This is a genomic window from Zhongshania sp. (assembly GCF_047636175.1).
Classification (GTDB): domain Bacteria; phylum Pseudomonadota; class Gammaproteobacteria; order Pseudomonadales; family Spongiibacteraceae; genus Spongiibacter.
On the sequence record NZ_JBLIKC010000007.1, the window covers coordinates 101,820 to 119,627 of the forward strand.

The window sequence follows — 17,808 nt, forward strand, 5'->3', positions numbered from 1 at the left end:
TCTCGGCGATACAGCAAAGGTGATACATCGCTTTAAGTTTATTCATTATTGCAATTCCGGCAAAAGTATTTCGTAATATTAGCTGATTGCCTTCTGTTTTGAAAAAAGTATACTGAGGGGCTAATTAAAAAACGCGTTATTAGTTTTCTCTTGAGGTAGTTACATGAACACCAGTGCTTTATTCACGCCCTTCGAACTAGGCAAACTTAAGCTTGCTAACCGTACTGTAATGGCCCCAATGACACGTGGCTTTTCACCTAACGGTATTCCTACTGATGACGTTGCTGAATACTACCGCAAGCGTGCCGAAGGCGGAGTTGGTTTAATCATTACCGAAGGCACGCTTATTAACCATCCGGCAGCGACCGACAACACGAGCTATCCTTCGTTTTTTGGTGAAGAGGCCTTGGCTGGCTGGAAAAAAGTGGTTGATGCGGTGCATTCTGCCGGCGGTAAAATCATGCCGCAAATCTGGCACGTGGGTGCAGTTCGCCGCCCTGGTACAGGCCCCTTTCCTGAGGCGCTGTCGGCATCGCCGTCTGGCCTAGTGTCAAAAGATAAGAAAGTGTTTGAGGCACTGAGCATTGAAGAAGTTGAAGGTTTAGTCGCCGACTATGCCGAAGCCGCTTCCGAGGCAAAAAAAATCGGCTTTGATGGTGTTGAGATTCACGGCGCTCACGGTTATCTAATAGATCAGTTTTTCTGGGCGGACACCAATGTGCGCACTGATAGATACGGCGGCAGCTTAGTCGCGCGCAGCCAATTTGCCATCGAGATTGTGAAGGCTGTACGCGAGCGCTGTGGAGACGATTTCCCTATCGTGTTTCGTTGGTCGCAATGGAAGCAACAAGATTACGACGCGCGCCTAACCAATACACCAGAAGAGCTAGCGGAATTTTTAAAACCGTTAAGTGATGCCGGCGTCGATATATTTCACTGCAGCCAGCGTCGGTTCTGGGAGTCTGAGTTCGAAGGCTCTGATATGAACTTAGCGGGCTGGACCAAAAAGATTACTGGCAAGCCGACTATCAGCGTTGGTAGTGTTGGCCTGAATCAAGAGTTTCTTACCTCGTTTCGTGGTGAGGGAGCGGAAGTTGCCAATATCGACAACCTCCTTGAAAAAATGAACAATCATGAATTCGACTTAATTGCGATTGGACGTTCCTTGCTCTCTAATCCTGACTGGGTGAATAAGGTAAGAGACGGCTTGATAGATCAACTTAAGCCATTTACACAAGATCATATTGGTCGCTTACTGTAATTTACAGTCCATGTGTCTTTGCCTTTAGCATGCTAGTAATATTATTTGGGAAGTAGATATTTCCTGATTTACATTGTGTTTGCTTCTATACTCTCCGCCCTGATAACGGGTGGGGTGTTCCACGGCTATCATGGTTTTGCGCGAGGTCTTGTTGACAGTGGTATTTTGCTGGCCGTGCGCAGCGCCATCTGCGCTAATAGACGGTTACTTAGATGAAGATTGCGGCCACAATAATTGAAGACAGCAGCGTGACCTGCGACCGTTGTCGCGCGTCGTGCTGTCGTTTAGAAGTGATGCTGATAAGCGAAACTGGCGTTCCCGAAAAATATATACAGCGTGACGAGTGGGGCGGTGGGGTGATGGCGCGTCTGGAAGATGGCTGGTGCGCGGCACTAGACCGCGACACCATGCTATGTACAATTTATGAAAATAGACCGTTTATCTGCGGTGATTTTGCCGCCGGTTCCTATGAGTGTTTAGAAGAGCACGAGCCGCGTTAATCTAAAATAATGAGATGATTCGGCAACTCATTTTTCTCTCCACTGGCAGGTATTTGCCGCTGTAATTCTTCCCCGCAGGACGCTATACATTCTATAAAGCCTTGTGCGGTTTCATTTTTAGCAACTCTTGCGGTAAATCGATTCACAATGGTCTCCCAAAAAACATCAGGAATTTTAGCCGATATCCCACGATCAACCAAAATTTCAACGTAGCGCTCGGCTTCCGAGACAAAAATTAGCATCCCGGTTTCGCCCTTGGTGTGATGCAGGTTTTGTTCCAAAAACTGTCGTCTTGCCAAATTACTTGCCCGCCAGTGACGCACCGCGCGAGGAATCAGCCGGGTCTGAATTTGCGGTATTCGGAAAAGTATCGCCAGCGCAATAAAGCCACCCCACTGACTTAAAATAAGCTGATGGATATCAGCCCATTGGCCAAAGTAATTTACTGCGCCCGGCAGTAGTAGCGCCAAGACACTCGCCCATAGCAAGGGAATGTAGGTGTAATCGTCTGCCTGAGGCGCTAGCACCGTCACTAGCTCAGCGTCGGTTATACGTTCAACATTGGCGATGGCCTCCGTGACCTGCGCCTGTTCCTGTTGGTTTAATAAAGCCATAAATCACTCTGTATGTTGGATAGTGGAGGGAGGAAATAGTAGAAGACGCGAAGCTTTACCAGCCGCCGGAGGCACCTCCACCGCCAAAACCGCCGCCACCGCCGCCGAAGCCACCGCCTCCAAAACCGCCACCGCCGAAGCCGCCACTACCACCGCGACCTAAGGCTGAACCCAGCAGTAAACCACCTAGTAGGCCGCTTCGGCCGCGACCACGGCCGCCGCCACCCATCATCATAAATATAATGGCGATTAACATTAGGAAACCCAGCGCAGGTGGAGATTCCTTGCTTGAGCCCTGTTTCTTGGTTACGGCCACTGCCTTGCCGTCTATAACCGAAATCATTGCTTCAACCGATCGAGTAACGCCGCCATTAAAGTCACCGGTTTTAAATGCAGGGGTCAGAATTTGTTGAATGATTTGCGCGCTGCGGGCGTCGGTCAGCTTACCTTCTAAACCGTAGCCAACTTCAATACGCATTTTACGTTCTTGTTTGGCAATGATCAGTAGCGCGCCGTTATTGGTGTCCTTTTGGCCAATACCCCAATGCCGACCCAACTGAAAGCCAAAGTCAGCAATATCGTAGCCTTGCAGATCGTTGAGCGTGACGACGACAAGCTGGTTGCCGGTGCGTTGCTCCTGGGCTGCAAGCTGCTTATTGAGATTTTGAGTCGTCGCGGCAGATAGCAGCTGGGCATTATCCACCACTCGGCCGCTAAGTTTGGGAAATTCCGGTTCGGCGGCAAGAGCTGATAGACCGAACATAAGACTGCAGAGTAATAGGAAATATCTCATTAAAACGTAACCTGTGGTGCTTGTTCAGCATCCGGTGTGGTTGCCGCAAAGGGCTCCCGTTGTTTCAGGTCGCTATACATTACGCTGTGCCAAATCTTGCCGGGAAAGGTACGAATCTCAGTGTTATAGCGACTAACGGCGAGGATGAAATCACGGCGAGCTACGCTGATTCGATTTTCAGTGCCCTCCAATTGCGACTGCAAGGCCAAGAAGTTTTGATTGGACTTTAAGTCTGGGTAGCGCTCAGACACCACCATCAAACGGCTGAGTGCGCCGCTAAGCTGGGACTGTGCCGCTTCAAATTTCTTTAATTGTTCAGGGTTGTCGAGGGTGTTGGCATCTATCTGGATTGACGTCGCCTTGGAGCGCGCTTCAATTACCGCCGTCAGGGTTTCCTGCTCCTGAGCGGCAAAACCCTTCACGGTGGCCACTAAGTTGGGGATAAGGTCAGCGCGGCGCTGGTATTGGTTTTCCACTTGAGCCCAAGCAGCTTTAGCCTCTTCATCCATACGCGGAATATTGTTAATACCACAGCCTGACAGCAGCAAGGTGGCGAATAGCAAAATTAATAGGGTGTAGTTGCGGCGAGCAAAGGACGTTGCAGCGTGCATAAAGTGATGGCCTCAATAATCAATCTGGCCATTATGGTACACCTTAGGCATCGGCCTGTAGAGAGCGAAGGTGCTTTACTTGTGTGAGCGGCGGCTTACGCGACCCTAGGCAGGGGCTTGTCTTTGTTGACTGGGGCTTTGGGGAAGTTCGGGCGGGTTGGTTGTTGTTGGCGATTTAGGTAATCAATAATCGCGTCACGAATTTTCTTGTCACCGCCTTCAAGACCTTGATTGCCGAACAGGCGATTAAATTCAAACACATAGGGATGATCACCCACCATGGCAATATCAAAGCCAGCGTGATTTATGTCCAGGCTGGTGGCCAAATGCAGTGCTAAATTAATGGCTTGGGCTGGTATAGGGCTATGATCAATCACGCCGCCCTTGGCGACGTTATTATAAAAACCCTGATCAGATTGTAAGCGCCAGTAGGCAGAAATAACTTGGTCGCCAATAATCTCAACGCGGATATCACGATTAATGGGTAGGTATTCCTGCACATACAAAATATCGCTGCGTTGCAAATAGGCTTTCCAATCGCTGCGAGTTTGAATTAACCACACACCGCTGCCCTGTGTGGCCTTGGGGAGTTTGGCAACAAAGGGGTGAAGCATTAGCTCCCATAACTCGTCGGCATTACTGGGGGTGTTGGCGCGAATTTCAGTGTGGGGAATATTGGTCGGTGCCACTATTTCAAAGGCGCGGGTCATTTCAATTTTATTGTGGCCCAATAGGTAGCTGGCTTGGCTGGGAAACACCTTTGCTTTCAGCCCGTAAATTAAGGCGTTGAGTTGCCAGTACTGCGGAAATAAAACCCAGTCAGCGCGGCTGATATCATCTTTATGATTAAAAATTTGTTCGGGCTTTAGCTGCAAGGTATCGCTAAAACCCAAGGTGCGAAAGATGTCGAAAGATATCCACGCCATAATTGCTTACACCAAATTGAAGGGGTCCTTTTTAAGCCTTAAAGGACCTGCGGTCAATAGTGTGTGACTGGCATTTATTGGCTATGGATTTTACTTGAAACCCCGACGCTATTTCAGCTGCTTAATAAAGGCGTCAGATTCATTGATGGCAGTCTCCATCGCGCTGAGCAATTGCTGCACATTGCGGTCTATAACGGCCAACTCGCCCTTCAGTGCGCCAATCGCCGAGGCGTTGAGATTATGCTTGAGATACAAGACATTATCGCGCAAGGCGTTCAATACCGGGTCAATACTCTTCTCGGCGCGGCGCATAGACTTAATTAAACTGCTGTACTGGCGCTTGGTGGCTTGCAGCTTATTGGCACTGTCGCTGCGCAGGCGGTCATTGCTGTAAAGCTTGAGCTCGTCTTGCCACTCATCGAACAAGGCCTCGGCCACTGACTCTACCTTATCAATACGGCTAGTGAGATCCTTAGCAGCGGCTTCGCTGTCTTCAAATTCACTATTCAATCGATTGTAATGACTCTCTAAATCGCCGCCGTCAAAACTCACCACCGACCGGAACTCGCTTAGCGCATCCTTAAATTGTTTCTGAGCATCTTGTTGGGACCCCTTGGCCTCACCAACCCTGTCCACCAATATATCCCGCTTATGCACGCCCACTTTCTCCATGGCGTTGTAATAAGTGGATTCACAGCCGCTTATTGAAATCGTGGCTGTTATGGCAACAAGCAGCATCAAAAAGCGCATCGGGTGTCCTAGGTCATTATTGGTTTCGATCTTAATGGTAGCTTGCATGGCGTGGCGCCGCAAATGCCTAAAGGCAGTGTCTTAGGCCATGGGGTGATCTTTACTGAGTAACCGATCATTCTAAAACGGCTACGGTAGCGAACTAATTAGGAGTAAACGATGGCCAGACCGCTGCAGTTTGACCGTAAACCGGCACTGAATGCCGCCATAGAGTTTTTCCGCAAGCTCGCTGCAGCTGTTGCTCGACGGGATGCACATAAATTGCGGCACCCTTGCGTGATAAAGCCGAGCTATTTAAAGAAGTGATCGATCACTATCAGGGTGATATTTAGGACATCGTGTTTGAACTTTTGGCCAATAGAGGCAATCCGGCGCAAGGCATTCGTGACGTATTTGAAATAACGCTATTTATGCTAAATCAAGAAAAGATGGCAATGGACTATTTACTGGTTAATACCGTTAATGAACTTTCGCCTATTGATGCCGGCTTAAGGGATTACGCGTCAGAAAAACTAAGCCTAGTCGAGGGGGCCTTTGTCGAGGCCTGCGAGCGCGCCCAGGCGCAGAGGCAAATGAACACGACGATAAGCGCAGACGAGGCCGGAAAAATGATAATGACCTGCATGATTGGTCTGCGTGTGCAAAGCCGCGGAGGTATAGCAGAATTGCATTTGTGTCAGAGTATTACTCCGCTACTTAATTTGTTGATGCCCGCCCAACGCAACAGCTGAATATTAAACACAGGAACAAGCTATGAAGCGTTTAAAGTCACTATTTATATCCGCATGGATGACCCTACTTATTGCAGGAGCGGTGCGCAGCGGATGGGAATTGTACAACCACCCCAGCAGTATTACTTGGTACTGGGTATTGCTCAGTATGGTCACACCGCTAGTATTTTTTGGCTGGGTTTTTACCGGCAATGTGGCCCGCACCCAAACGGCCGTTAAAGTGATTTTTGGGGTCACAGTGCTTGCTTTGTTTGGGGCTGCGCTATCTCCCAGCCCTGCACTAGAACCCCTAGTCTGGATTTTAAGCATTGGGGTGATAGGAAGCGGCATGTATGAATGGTGGTATTCCAGTTTTGGGGACCGCAGCAACGAAATACTCAGCGTTGGGCAAACATTACCGGCCTTAGAATTTATTGCCGCCGATGGCAGCGCCATTAAAACCCAAGAACTTAATAAGCCGATGCTGATGATTTTCTATCGCGGCAACTGGTGTCCGCTGTGCATGGCTCAAATTAAAGAGATCGCGGGGCAGTATCGGGAGCTGGCTGCAAAAGGTGTGGAAATAATGCTTATCAGTCCGCAGCCGCAAAGCCATACCGCGTCGCTTGCACAGCGCTTTGATGCGCCAATGTCTTTCTTAGTAGATAAAGACATTGCCATAGCTAAACGCTTGGGTATCGTCGCTCTCAAGGGTTTACCGGCGGGCTTGGAGCTCTTGGGTTATGAAAGCGACACCGTCTTGCTCACCGTCATTATGACGAATGCTAGCGGCAAGATAATATTTGCCGACCTCACCGATAATTATCGCATAAGACCGGAGCCAGAAACCTTTTTAGAAGTGTTTGCCCAAGCGGGTATTTGATACCGGCAGGAAGCTGACACGGTGGCCGGTTGTCATTCCAATGCAGCTAACCAAGCTTGGCCACCCAACATACGCTGCTGCTTCAGGTTCCAATTGGCGCGCTTGATCAAATGCGGTCCCGGCGAGGCAGGATTGTAATTGATAGGGTTGGGCAAGCTAGAGGCCAGCAGTGCTGACTGCCAGCGAGATAACTGCGCGGCGGGAAAGCCAAAGTGATAGCGACTGGCGGCCTCTAAACCAAATACGCCGTCACCCCATTCGGCGATATTCAGATAGACTTCTAAAATTCGTTGCTTTGGCCAGCACAACTCCACCAAAGCAGTGAACCAAACTTCCAAGCCCTTGCGCAGCCAGCTGCGACCTGTCCACAAATACATATTGCGAGCAACTTGTTGGCTAATGGTACTGGCGCCGCGTAAGCTTCCCCGGCGTTCGCGTTCGGCAAAAGCCTTTTGAATAGCCTCAATATCAAAACCATAGTGATTAGGAAAATTCTGATCCTCAGACACTACCGCTGCCAATGCAGCATAGCTCGGAATTTCATTCCAGCTAAGCCACTGTTTCTTTATCTTAAAATCAGCGCCATCTTGCTGCCAGCTGCGGTCGATCATCACCATACTGATGGGCGGATTAATCCAGCGAAATGGCAACACCAGCGCGAAGCTGAATACCAGCAGGAGCAGTAGCATGCGCCAAAGTAGCCGCGCTATTCTTGTTTTTCCGGCCATGACATATTCCACTATGATGTGTCCTTGCCTCATAAGTCGCGGGCAAGGGCAGGGATACTTTATCAGAACGTTATGAGGAGGTTTTCGCCTCTTGCTGGAGCCGCGACTTGGCGAAAGTAGATTTACAAAAATACAGGTCGTCAAAAGCTATGGGAGGCGACTACCAATCATCAACTTAAAAGCAGCTTGCTCTAGTTCAAAGTACCACCGGCATTTGTACAAATGTTATTTTAGAAAAAATAGGAAAGCATATTTATTAACTATGCTCAAAGATTATATGTAGAGATTCTGCATCAACTGGCTACGTAAACGATAGCTTTTCTTGGCCGGCACCAAGTAACACCGGACCGCGCCCCAGTTGAACTAAGTCGAATGCAATGAGTGTAGTTTAAAGCCATTTCTTTATTTCATTGATTACCGTGGTCACCCGCTTGGCTATGGGTTTGTCACGTCGAACGCCAAGGTAAATAGTCTCGCTCACAGGGTGGGAAAGTCGATGGGTTTTAATAAGTTCCGGTCTTGGAAAGGCCGCTACCGCATGGGCCGGCAAAACCGTAAATCCCAGGCCTCGACAGACGGGCTCGAGAATCAGGCTGATCTGATTTGAGAAGCCTTTTTTAGTAAACAAATTACTGTGCTGAAATTCAGAATAATTGACGGCGAGTAGCGACGCGGCGTGATAGGCGCCGTCTGGATGATCTATAAATCCGAGCGTAATTAAATCATTCCAGCTTGGCTCAGAAAATGTAGCAGGGGTAAGCAACAGCAGAGCTTCTTCGGCAATAGCCTGGCAGTCCAGCTCCGCCAGCATTGAGGATTGCGTCATTAGGCCAATATCAATATCACGATTCGCAATGGCGTCTTCGACATCCGCATTTGGCGCAAATCGGTAATCAATAACAAGCTTGCTACGTTCTTGTAAGTCCAGCAGGTGGCCATAAAGCTTAAGGCCCACGCTCCCTGGAGACATCACCCTTACCTCGCCTTCATAGGCGGGGTCTTCACCGACGCGCTGCTCTAAATTTGATAAAGATTCAATAATCACCCGCGCCTCAGCGTAGAGACGCTCACCTGCATCCGTCAGTGAGAATTGCCTGCCTTGACGGTCGAGCAAAGCCAAGCCCAGCTGCTCCTCAAGTTTACTGATGTGCTGGCTCACGCCGGACTGAGTCATGTGCAGGCGTTTTGCGGTGCGGGTGAAATGCCCGATCTCAACGAGCTGGCAAAAGCTCCGCAGCCAAATGACGTTTATCATTACAATATGTAATCCTAAACATGATAAATGATAATTATACGTAATCAATAAGCCTTTGTATGCTAATCCAACGTCAACGGAGGAGGATCGCAAATGAGCAATGTATACCCTAGAAATTTTTCCCACATTGGTATTTCAGTACCCGACTTGGAAAAAGCCGTCGAATTCTATACCCAAGTCATGGGTTGGTATCTGATTATGAAACCCACTGAAATTGTAGAGGACGATAGCGCCATTGGTGAAATGTGCAGCGATGTGTTCGGGGCTGGCTGGGGTAGCTTTCGTATAGCCCACTTATCCACGGGCGACCGTATTGGCGTCGAGTTGTTTCAATTCAAAAATCAGAGCAATCCCAAAGATAACTTTGAGTATTGGAAAACCGGCGTATTCCACTTCTGTGTGCAGGACCCAAACGTAGAAGAGCTGGCTGAACGCATAGTGGCCGCGGGTGGTAAACAAAGAATGGCAAAACCTCGCTACTACTACCCAGGTGAAAAACCCTATCGCATGATCTATATGGAAGACCCATTTGGCAATATTGTTGAGATATACAGTCATAGCTACGAGCTGGTTTATGGCGCAGGTGCCTATTGATCTGACGACAGTATGAGAAATTTGGTCTATAAGAAGGTGAGGGGTATCTCGTCATGGTGACGATAATTCACAATTTATCCGCCCAGCTTTTATCCTTGCATCAGCTTGTGTAAGATCTGGATCGACAGCTCGGATTAGAATCCCTGCAGTTCAGCATGGCAACTGATTGAATAAAGGTCGATTTTTTAGCTTATTTGGTTTGTTACAGGGTTATTTTAAGCTATTGGCTGTGGTTCATTTAAGGCGTGGCAGCAATAAATAGTGACACAGAAGCTACGCCATATAAATCCGAAGACAAAAGCCGGGCGTACAAAGAACTAGTTCGTTAATTAATAAGAGCAATGGTGGTAGTGATGAAAAATTTTGGACTATGGATGTATGACTCGTATAAGTATTTTTTTGACTCCAGCAAAAACCCTCTAAGGCACATTCCTGATCCAACCTCTAGGTTGTATATTATGATCATACTGTCAATGATGTGGAGCGGAGCGTTTGCATTTTATCTGGGTAGTATTTATTACTTTGGAATAAGTTTAGCCGCTCACATTGGGTTGTTGCTTATGTTTTTCTTTACTATCGCTGTCTTTTATGACGCAGAAAAGAACAAAAGTTCTTGGTTGCTGAAGCTGCGACGCCAGCAACGTTAGAAGAGCAAGCCCCAGAGTATTGACGGATATCCCGACTCTACTTCGCAAAGCATAAAATTTGCGATGTCGAGTGGGCGTTCTAATGTCTCCTAGTTATATAAATTAGACGCTAGCTCAAAAAAAAGAAACTTCTGGTGGTCAAGCAAAACTCGCCACGGTTTAGTGGCTAATACAATACTGTTTCTAGGCTGCATTTGGACTTAAACCACGGTTATGTTGATATGGATTTGCTTGGCCGTAATAACCAACAAGGTATTCCGTAATTGATCCCTGGTCATCGGTTAAATGGCGATAGCCCAATGTTGAAACCCACTCTGGTTTTAAACTCCTAAAGAGTTGTTCCACGGCGCATTATTCCAGCAGTCATCCCGACGACTCATACTTTGCCCAATTTAATAGCGCCACAAATGTTGCCGGAATTTCCGGCTGGAATAGTGGCCACCTTGATCCGAGTGAAACATAACTCCTTTGGGTCTTCCTTTTACTTCATAAGCAATGCTCAACGTCTGGCCGGTAAGTACGCTATCGGGTGATAACGACATCGCCCAGCCTATTGGCTTGCGTCCATATAAATCGATCACCACAGCCAGATAAGCCCAGCGCCGTCCCGACCAAATACACGTTACTTCGCCGCACCAAACCTGATTCGGATAACTAGCTGCAAGCGCTCGATCGAGCTTGTTGGGTACGGCAATATGCTCCTGATTAGCCTTTCTGTAACGATGACTAGGTAATTGACAGCCGACTAGCTCCAGCTCTTTCATTAATCGCGTCGCGCAATACCGACTGAACTGAATACCTCGGTCGGTATCGATGGTTGCAATCGGTCTCGGACCGGCCGAGCCATTGCTGTCCTCATGAGCAGAACGAACCTCGCTGGGCAGTTTAATTCGCTTTAAGCTCGGAATATTGGGGCGCTTAACCCAGTATTTGTAACTGCTGCGATTAACCCCAAGCACATCGCAAATCAATGTCACCGAGGCTCTCATTGAGTTTTTCGATTAACGAGAATTGTTCAGGGAGTCTGACATCAAGAGAGCACCTTTGCCTTTCTTAGAATTTCTTTTTCTTCCTCAACTCACCGGAGTCGTTTCTCAAGTTCACGGATTCTTAGCTGATCAGGCGTCATCGGCGTGGCTTGCAGTGAAATATCGCTGCGCTCGGCTCGAAGCTGACGAACTCATTTATCTATGGTGGATTTACCCACGCCCATCGCTTCTGCAGCATCTCGAATAGAGCGCCGCTGATTAACAACCAGCTGGGCTGCTTCCAATCAAAATTCTGGGCTAAAAGTCGGTCTTGTACGATTGCTCATTGATCTCCTGTATCGTTATATAGGCGATCATATCACCTCTAATCAGGTAGTTAAATTCACTATGCCACTACACACTTTGTCATCAGTCTTTTAATATTTGCTATTTTTGAGATAAAAATAAAAATCTGGAAAAGTAAAAAACCTATAAAAATGCTAATTAATAGATTCTTATTTTATCTGGTTTTATCGTCGCTTTTGGCCCCTGATAAAAGGGAATGGTTAAACAGAAGTTAAATATAATTAAGAAATTAAAAACGATAGTCGCATAGGCAAGCTACAAAAAATGAAGACTAATTCTTTTTGTTTTTGGCTAACATTCATTCGTATTGACCATATACTTACATCAATATATTAGAAAGACAATTGACGAATTAAATGGCCGCGGGCTCTTGATCATGGGCTTGGCGGGTGCGCCGATCTGGCGTTTTACCGACAAGTAGGGTGATCAGGCCGGCGAGTAACGGTTGCCAGGATACTAAGCCACCCGGGTCTTAGACCTAGGGTTTAACTCTCATATTCTCACTTTGGCGTCGCTTGCAGCGGGCTAAGATTCTGACGGGGTTTAGACTGGGTGTTTAGGTGGTCTTGATAGATATAGTTGGGTTGCGCCGAGACAATGTCGCTCATTAATCGCCCGACGATAACAGTGAGTACGGCTCCCATCGAGCTTAAAAACCAGGCGAGTGCGGCAAGTTCGCGAAGTGGGTATAGGCTGAGTAATACCACTAGCTTATAGGCGAAGATAAAGGCGACTGGCGGCGATAGTAGCGCCGCGCTTAATACGCCATAAAAGCTATTGGGGCGATGATGCTTGCCACTGTGGAGTTGGTAGAGGACGAGGCCGAGTATGCCGCCAATAGCCGCCAATAGGGCCGCGCTAACATAGGGTGTGATCGCCAGGAGCACTGGCGTTGGCAGCCAGATCCACAGAGAAAAGCTGGTAATAAACCAAATCGGCAAGCCGAATTGGGCTAGTTTAATCAGCACGTAGTACCTCGTAATAGGAATCAATCAAAGTTGGTTAGCGGGTTTACGTAGAAAATCACTAGGTTGATTTTGAAGGTTTTTGTGAAGTAAGTTGGGCGTCTTTCGCTTGCCGGCTTTTTATCAGTGAGATACCCAGGTCGATTTTCTTGTTATTAAGTACTTGCTCAGCCCAGGTTGGCGGGAGTTCGGATGCGAAAAATATTATACGAGCCACTGGGTAATTGCTAAGGTATGTTGAATTTCGGATATTGCTGGCGGCGGGCGAGTACGCTAGCCGCCAGTTTCTTTGACGCCACTCACCTGCAAACTAGCGGGGACAAGAATGAAAAGTTGGGATTTTTGCCGAAGTGTTACCAGCGTCCAAATCTTGGTGGCGCTGGGCTTGGAATATGGCGCAAGTTTGTCGGCTTTACTCCGCGATACCGGACTTGACCGGGCGAGCATCGATAACCCAGAAACGGTGGTTGAGGCCAGCAGTGAAATGGCGGTTGTCCGTAATTTACTTGCTGAATTGCCGAACGTAGCGGGTTTAGGTCTATTGGCTGGTGCTCGCTACCACCTTTCTGCCTATGGTATTTGGGGCTTTGCGCTGGCCAGCAGCCCAACCACCCGCAAGGCGATGGAGTTGTCACAAAACTACCAGGAACTTACCTTTGTCTTTTCGGGTTTTACTGTAAAGGAGGAGGACGAGCACGCGAGCTTGGTTTTTGATAGTTCTGATGTCCCTGGAGATATTGCCTTGTTCTCGATAGAGCGAGAAATTCATGCCGCAATGATTATTATGCGCGAGATCGGTGGACCAAAATTAGGGCCAGAGTGGGTGCGGTTTCAGCATGCCCGGCCTTTACATGCAGAGCTTTACGAAGCCTTGTTCGATGGCCGCGTGGACTTTTCGGCGCCGCGTAATGAATTGATATTTCCCCGTACCTTGTTAGATGAGCCCCGTGTGGTTGGTAACAACGCAACAGCCAGCTTATTAGATAAGCAATGCTCGGAGTTAGTTGCCAAGCGCATGGCAAGGCAGGGGGTGTCAGGAAGGGTGCGCGATATCTTATTGCGACAGCGACCTATGAGCATGGATATGGAGTTAGTGGCGGAATCACTTTGTATGACGTCGCGAACCCTGCGCAGAAAGCTTGCCGTCGAGAGTACCTCCTTCCGCCAACTAGTGGATGAGATACGCATGACGCTGGCCGAAGAAATGCTGACCGGAACCCGGCTTAGCGTAGAACAAATTGCCGAGCGACTTTGCTATGCAGACGCCTCAAGCTTCTCACAAGCCTTTAAACGTATGAGTGGTCAAACCCCGGGGGTATTACGCAAGCAGGACCGCAGGGTTTAGACCTCGAGAATATCACTAGGCGCTAGCTATCGTATCCTTGGGTGGGATAAAGCTCATGGCGCGCTCAGTTAGGGCGGTGATGGTCAGGCTGGGATTAACGCCAAGATTACGCCGAGCATAGAGCCGTCGCACACATAGGCATTCTAATAGCCAAACAAACGATTCTGGCTGTCGATTACCCCGTCATTTGTAGACTCTCCCATACCGCAGCCACCCATGCAGTGCGCCGTGGTGGGCACGTTAAAAAATAATTCTGACACCATACTGGCACCCATACTGTTCATTTTATTCGCGCTGTCGGCGACAAATTTATTGGCCGCTGGGATAAGTGATTATTATCCTCATTTGGTTATCCATCGCCGTAATCGGATCTCTGTGGCTAAACAGGACGTTCGTTTAAATCTATTTAGAATAAGAGTTAGGCCGCATCCTAAAAGCAAGCACGAATACTTGCTCGTAAGAAGTGACCTAAGCACAATGTCCTACTGCTTCAACTTTCCGCCAACGTTGAATGTTTGCGGAATATAATAAATGTTACTTAATCGTAGCGCGCAGCGTCCTTGCCGCTGCCACCATATTTTTTAAGGCGGGAAGCACTTCATCCCAGTGACGTGTTTTCAGACCGCAGTCTGGATTGACCCAAAGACGCTCTATCGGAATTCGTTCGGCAGCTTTTTCCATCAACCCTACAATCTGTGCGACGCTAGGAATATTCGGCGAATGAATATCGTACACTCCTGGGCCGATCTGATTGGGGTAATTGAAATCGTCAAACACATCCAGTAATTCCATATCTGAGCGTGAAGTCTCGATGGTGATCACATCCGCATCCATTTCTGCAATGGCCGCTATGATGTCATTGAACTCCGAGTAACACATATGGGTGTGAATCTGTGTAGCATCTGCCACGCCATTAGCACTGATGCGAAACGCGTCAATCGCCCAGCTCAAATATTCCTGCCACTGTGATTGGCGCAGCGGCAGACCTTCGCGCAGTGCCGCCTCATCAATCTGAATTATCGACACGCCTGATTCTTCAAGATCCAGAACTTCTTCTCGAATGGCCAAAGCCAATTGATAACAAGAAACCGAGCGCGGTTGATCGTCGCGCACGAAGGACCAGTTAAGAATTGTGACGGGACCTGTTAGCATTCCCTTCATGGGCTTGTCTGTCAGTGACTGAGCATAGCGCGTCCACTCCACAGTCATCGCCTTCGGGCGACTGATATCGCCGAACAGAATTGGTGGCTTCACACAGCGTGAACCATAGGATTGTACCCAGCCAAATTTGCTGAAAATATAACCCTCTAACTGTTCGCCAAAGTATTCCACCATGTCATTACGTTCGGCCTCACCGTGCACGAATACATCGAGCCCTAGGGCTTCTTGCTCGCGAACGCTGCGGAAAATTTCTTCCTTCATTCTGGCGGTGTACTGCCCTTGGTTCATATCGCCGTTTTTAAACTGCAAGCGCGCGGTTCTAATCTCTTGGGTCTGAGGAAATGAGCCAATAGTTGTCGTGGGAAATGCAGGTAAATTCAGTTTGCTGCGCTGCAGTGACTCACGCAGTGGATAGGCGCTTTTTCGATTGCCAAGCTGGGCCGTGATGCGCTTCTCTGCCAACTTCACCTCGGGCTTATGAACTCGTTCGGATTGTTTGCGGCTTTCAAGGGCCGCGCGGTTGCATTCCAAGGCGTCGTGCACACTCGCGCGACCGCAGTTGATAGCGGACTTTAGCGTTTGCAGCTCCTCGAGTTTCTGAACCGCGAATGCCAACCAATTTTTAATTTCTCCATCCATACCCATTTCACTGTTTAGATCTACCGGCACATGCAATAGAGAACAGGATGGTGATAGCCATAGCCGCTCTTGAAGTTGTTTAGCAATGGGCTCAAGCCAATCCAACGTTGCGTTAAGGTCTGTCTTCCAGATATTGCGGCCATTGATAATGCCCAAAGACAGCACTTGATCACTGCCTAGGGAGTCTACTACTTGCTCCACTTCATGCTGGGCATTCACCGCGTCAATGTGCACGCCGGCTACCGGCAGGCAACAGAGCGTCTGTAGATTGTCTTGCAGGGTGCCAAAATAGCTCGCAAGCAGAATTTTAATGGGCGCAGATCTCAAGTGCTCATAAGACTTTTCGAGGGCCTGATGCCAGTCCTCAGACAGTTGAGTCACTAATATTGGCTCATCAACTTGCACCCATTCGACGCCCTTCTCGGCTAATGCTGTAAGCAACTGAGTGTAGGCAGGTAAGAGCCGATCAAGTAGCGCCAGTTTGTATGAGTCATCCTTAGTCTTGCCAAGCCATAGATAAGTAACCGGGCCAATGATGACAGGCTTTACGTTCAAACCTTGAGTCTTCGCCTCTTGTATTTGATTTAGCAGGTTTGATGCGTCGAGCTCGAATGCTGTGTTGGCACTGAACTCAGGGACAATATAGTGATAGTTCGTATCGAACCATTTAGTCATCTCGCCAGCAGCGACTCCGCAGCAACAAGCTGTCTCTTGCGTTGCTTCCACAGAGCGCCCTCTGGCCAGGCGGAAGTAATTATCCAGCGTATCACCCGCAAAGCCCTGCACGCGCTCGGGCAGGTTCCCTAAGGTAAAACTCATATCAAGTACCTGATCGTATAGCGAGAAATCGCCTACAGGAACCAAGTCCAAGAAGTTTTGATGCTGCCAATGCTGTTGCCTTAACTCGGCTGCCAGCGTAATGAGCTCGGCTTGAGCACTCTGGCCGCGCCAGTAAGACTCGAGTGCAAACTTGAGTTCGCGTTTTGCCCCAATGCGGGGAAATCCAAGATTGTGTATTAATGCCATGGTGCTACCTGTTTGTGTCGACTAACTAAAGTGCGACGATTTTAGAGCTACAGGTCCATGAAAAATAATGGTATGTTTTCACCTATCAATTATTTAAATTCATGGATGCACATGCTAGAACGAATCCACCTAACCATTATTAAAGAGACGGAGACACTTGGGTCGCTAACTGCCGCGGCAAAAAAACTATGTCTCACTCAGTCGGCGCTAAGTCATACGATACGCAAGCTAGAGCAAAATATAGGCACGCCTATATGGCTGCGCGAAGGACGTAAATTACGTTTAACTCAGGCAGGGGAATTCCTCTTGGTCGAGGCCAATCGCTTGCTGCCTCAGTTAGAGCACGCGGAAGAACGGCTGTATCAGATGGCAAAAGGCGAACGCGGGATACTACGAATCGGCATGGAGTGTCACCCCTGCTACCAATGGCTGCTGAAAGTAGTCTCACCCTTCTTGGAGAAATGGCCCGACGTCGATGTCGATGTGAAGCAGAAATTTCAGTTTGGCGGCATAGGCGCACTGTTTGGGCACGAGATCGATTTGCTTGTCACACCTGATCCCTTATTCAGGACAGGACTGGCGTTCGAACCCGTATTCGACTACGAGCAAGTCCTCGTCCTGCATCGCAGTCACCCGCTAGCCAAGGCAGGATTCATTAAACCGTCAGATCTGCAAAACGAAGTGCTTATTACCTACCCAGTTAAAATAGACAGGCTCGATATTTATAAGCAATTTCTAACGCCAGCCGGTATCAGCCCAAGGAAACATAAGTCCATTGAGACCACAGATATTATGCTGCAGATGGTGGCCAGTGGCCGTGGAGTCGCCGCGCTGCCGCGCTGGTTAGTAGCAGAATATGCGGAGAAACTCAATTTAGTTGCTGTTCGGCTAGGGGAGGAGGGCATCGCCAAACAGATCTATTTAGGCGCTCGCCAATCAGATGCCAATACGGAGTACTTACGCGACTTTGTGTCGTTAGCGAGCCACTACCAAAGCCCTCCTGAGAATGTTGCAGCGCCATGAAATAATGATGCTGTCGCCAAACCCTGAGCCAATAATGATTACG

At 48.5% G+C, this 17,808-nt stretch carries 18 protein-coding genes and 1 pseudogene; 8 read left to right on the forward strand and 11 right to left on the reverse strand.

The features are described from left to right. The first annotated feature begins 163 nt into the window (after positions 1–163). Positions 164–1,261 (forward strand): NADH:flavin oxidoreductase, encoded by a 1,098-nt coding sequence (locus tag ACI955_RS05765; RefSeq protein ID WP_415242781.1) that lies wholly within the window; start codon positions 164–166, stop codon positions 1,259–1,261. A gap of 212 nt (positions 1,262–1,473) precedes the next feature. Then, complete coding sequence (locus tag ACI955_RS05770) at positions 1,474–1,761, forward strand: YkgJ family cysteine cluster protein (RefSeq protein ID WP_368374343.1); 288 nt, start codon at positions 1,474–1,476, stop codon at positions 1,759–1,761. Here ACI955_RS05770 and ACI955_RS05775 read toward each other — a convergent pair. The 5 genes from ACI955_RS05775 to ACI955_RS05795 form a co-directional block, all read right to left on the reverse strand. Continuing rightward, a complete protein-coding gene (locus ACI955_RS05775; protein ID WP_415242782.1) occupies positions 1,758–2,375 on the reverse strand; it encodes a TPM domain-containing protein in 618 nt (205 codons plus the stop codon). The genes ACI955_RS05770 and ACI955_RS05775 overlap by 4 nt on opposite strands. Before the next feature lie 55 nt (positions 2,376–2,430). Then, the gene (locus ACI955_RS05780) at positions 2,431–3,168 is read right to left on the reverse strand and encodes a TPM domain-containing protein (RefSeq protein WP_415242783.1); all 738 of its coding nucleotides are present in this window, start codon (positions 3,166–3,168) and stop codon (positions 2,431–2,433) included. Beyond that, a complete protein-coding gene (locus tag ACI955_RS05785; RefSeq protein ID WP_415242784.1) occupies positions 3,168–3,779 on the reverse strand; it encodes a LemA family protein in 612 nt (203 codons plus the stop codon). Before ACI955_RS05785 ends, ACI955_RS05780 begins: the two co-directional genes overlap by 1 nt. 95 nt (positions 3,780–3,874) lie before the next feature. Beyond that, on the reverse strand, positions 3,875–4,705 hold the full coding sequence (locus tag ACI955_RS05790; protein ID WP_415242785.1) for an ATP-grasp domain-containing protein: 831 nt from the start codon (positions 4,703–4,705) through the stop codon (positions 3,875–3,877). Positions 4,706–4,813: 108 nt separating this feature from the next. After that, positions 4,814–5,503 (reverse strand): DUF2959 domain-containing protein, encoded by a 690-nt coding sequence (locus ACI955_RS05795; protein ID WP_415242786.1) that lies wholly within the window; start codon positions 5,501–5,503, stop codon positions 4,814–4,816. A gap of 111 nt (positions 5,504–5,614) precedes the next feature. Between ACI955_RS05795 and ACI955_RS05800 the strand changes: the two genes are divergently transcribed. Genes ACI955_RS05800 through ACI955_RS05810 form a run of 3 tightly spaced genes read left to right on the forward strand, consistent with a single transcriptional unit; the run spans position 5,615 to position 7,048 of the window. Then, the gene (locus tag ACI955_RS05800; protein WP_415242787.1) at positions 5,615–5,761 is read left to right on the forward strand and encodes a hypothetical protein; all 147 of its coding nucleotides are present in this window, start codon (positions 5,615–5,617) and stop codon (positions 5,759–5,761) included. Between the two features lie 32 nt (positions 5,762–5,793). Then, entirely contained in the window at positions 5,794–6,186 is a 393-nt protein-coding gene (locus tag ACI955_RS05805; RefSeq protein WP_415242788.1) for a hypothetical protein, read from the forward strand. A gap of 22 nt (positions 6,187–6,208) precedes the next feature. Further along, the gene (locus tag ACI955_RS05810) at positions 6,209–7,048 is read left to right on the forward strand and encodes a peroxiredoxin family protein (protein ID WP_415242789.1); all 840 of its coding nucleotides are present in this window, start codon (positions 6,209–6,211) and stop codon (positions 7,046–7,048) included. A 32-nt stretch (positions 7,049–7,080) separates the two neighbouring features. On the opposite strand, the gene mtgA is transcribed toward ACI955_RS05810, so the two are convergent. Both mtgA and ACI955_RS05820 read right to left on the reverse strand, forming a co-directional pair. Beyond that, positions 7,081–7,776 carry a monofunctional biosynthetic peptidoglycan transglycosylase gene (gene mtgA / locus ACI955_RS05815; protein ID WP_415242790.1) on the reverse strand — a complete coding sequence of 232 codons (696 nt, stop codon included), beginning with the start codon at positions 7,774–7,776 and terminating at the stop codon, positions 7,081–7,083. Between the two features lie 388 nt (positions 7,777–8,164). Beyond that, positions 8,165–9,031, reverse strand: a complete 867-nt coding sequence (locus ACI955_RS05820; protein WP_415242791.1) for a LysR family transcriptional regulator — start codon at positions 9,029–9,031, stop codon at positions 8,165–8,167. A 93-nt stretch (positions 9,032–9,124) separates the two neighbouring features. Here ACI955_RS05820 and ACI955_RS05825 point away from each other — a divergent pair, with 93 nt between their 5' ends. Next, positions 9,125–9,625 (forward strand): lactoylglutathione lyase family protein, encoded by a 501-nt coding sequence (locus tag ACI955_RS05825; RefSeq protein WP_415242792.1) that lies wholly within the window; start codon positions 9,125–9,127, stop codon positions 9,623–9,625. Between the two features lie 830 nt (positions 9,626–10,455). Here ACI955_RS05825 and ACI955_RS05830 read toward each other — a convergent pair. Together ACI955_RS05830 and ACI955_RS05835 are read right to left on the reverse strand one after the other, a co-directional pair. Next, positions 10,456–11,545 (reverse strand): annotated as a pseudogene (locus ACI955_RS05830) (IS3 family transposase). Between the two features lie 561 nt (positions 11,546–12,106). Further along, positions 12,107–12,574 (reverse strand): hypothetical protein, encoded by a 468-nt coding sequence (locus tag ACI955_RS05835; RefSeq protein WP_415242793.1) that lies wholly within the window; start codon positions 12,572–12,574, stop codon positions 12,107–12,109. Between the two features lie 322 nt (positions 12,575–12,896). Between ACI955_RS05835 and ACI955_RS05840 the strand changes: the two genes are divergently transcribed. Beyond that, on the forward strand, positions 12,897–13,916 hold the full coding sequence (locus ACI955_RS05840; protein ID WP_415242794.1) for an AraC family transcriptional regulator: 1,020 nt from the start codon (positions 12,897–12,899) through the stop codon (positions 13,914–13,916). A gap of 143 nt (positions 13,917–14,059) precedes the next feature. On the opposite strand, the gene ACI955_RS05845 is transcribed toward ACI955_RS05840, so the two are convergent. Beyond that, a complete protein-coding gene (locus ACI955_RS05845) occupies positions 14,060–14,200 on the reverse strand; it encodes a GMC oxidoreductase (RefSeq protein WP_415242795.1) in 141 nt (46 codons plus the stop codon). 250 nt (positions 14,201–14,450) lie between these two features. Next, the gene (gene metE, locus ACI955_RS05850) at positions 14,451–16,742 is read right to left on the reverse strand and encodes a 5-methyltetrahydropteroyltriglutamate--homocysteine S-methyltransferase (RefSeq protein WP_415242796.1); all 2,292 of its coding nucleotides are present in this window, start codon (positions 16,740–16,742) and stop codon (positions 14,451–14,453) included. A gap of 57 nt (positions 16,743–16,799) precedes the next feature. On the opposite strand from metE, the gene ACI955_RS05855 reads away from it, so the two are divergent. After that, positions 16,800–17,765: a LysR substrate-binding domain-containing protein gene (locus tag ACI955_RS05855; RefSeq protein ID WP_415242797.1), complete on the forward strand. Its 966-nt coding sequence runs from the start codon at positions 16,800–16,802 to the stop codon at positions 17,763–17,765. Positions 17,766–17,808 lie beyond the last annotated feature (43 nt).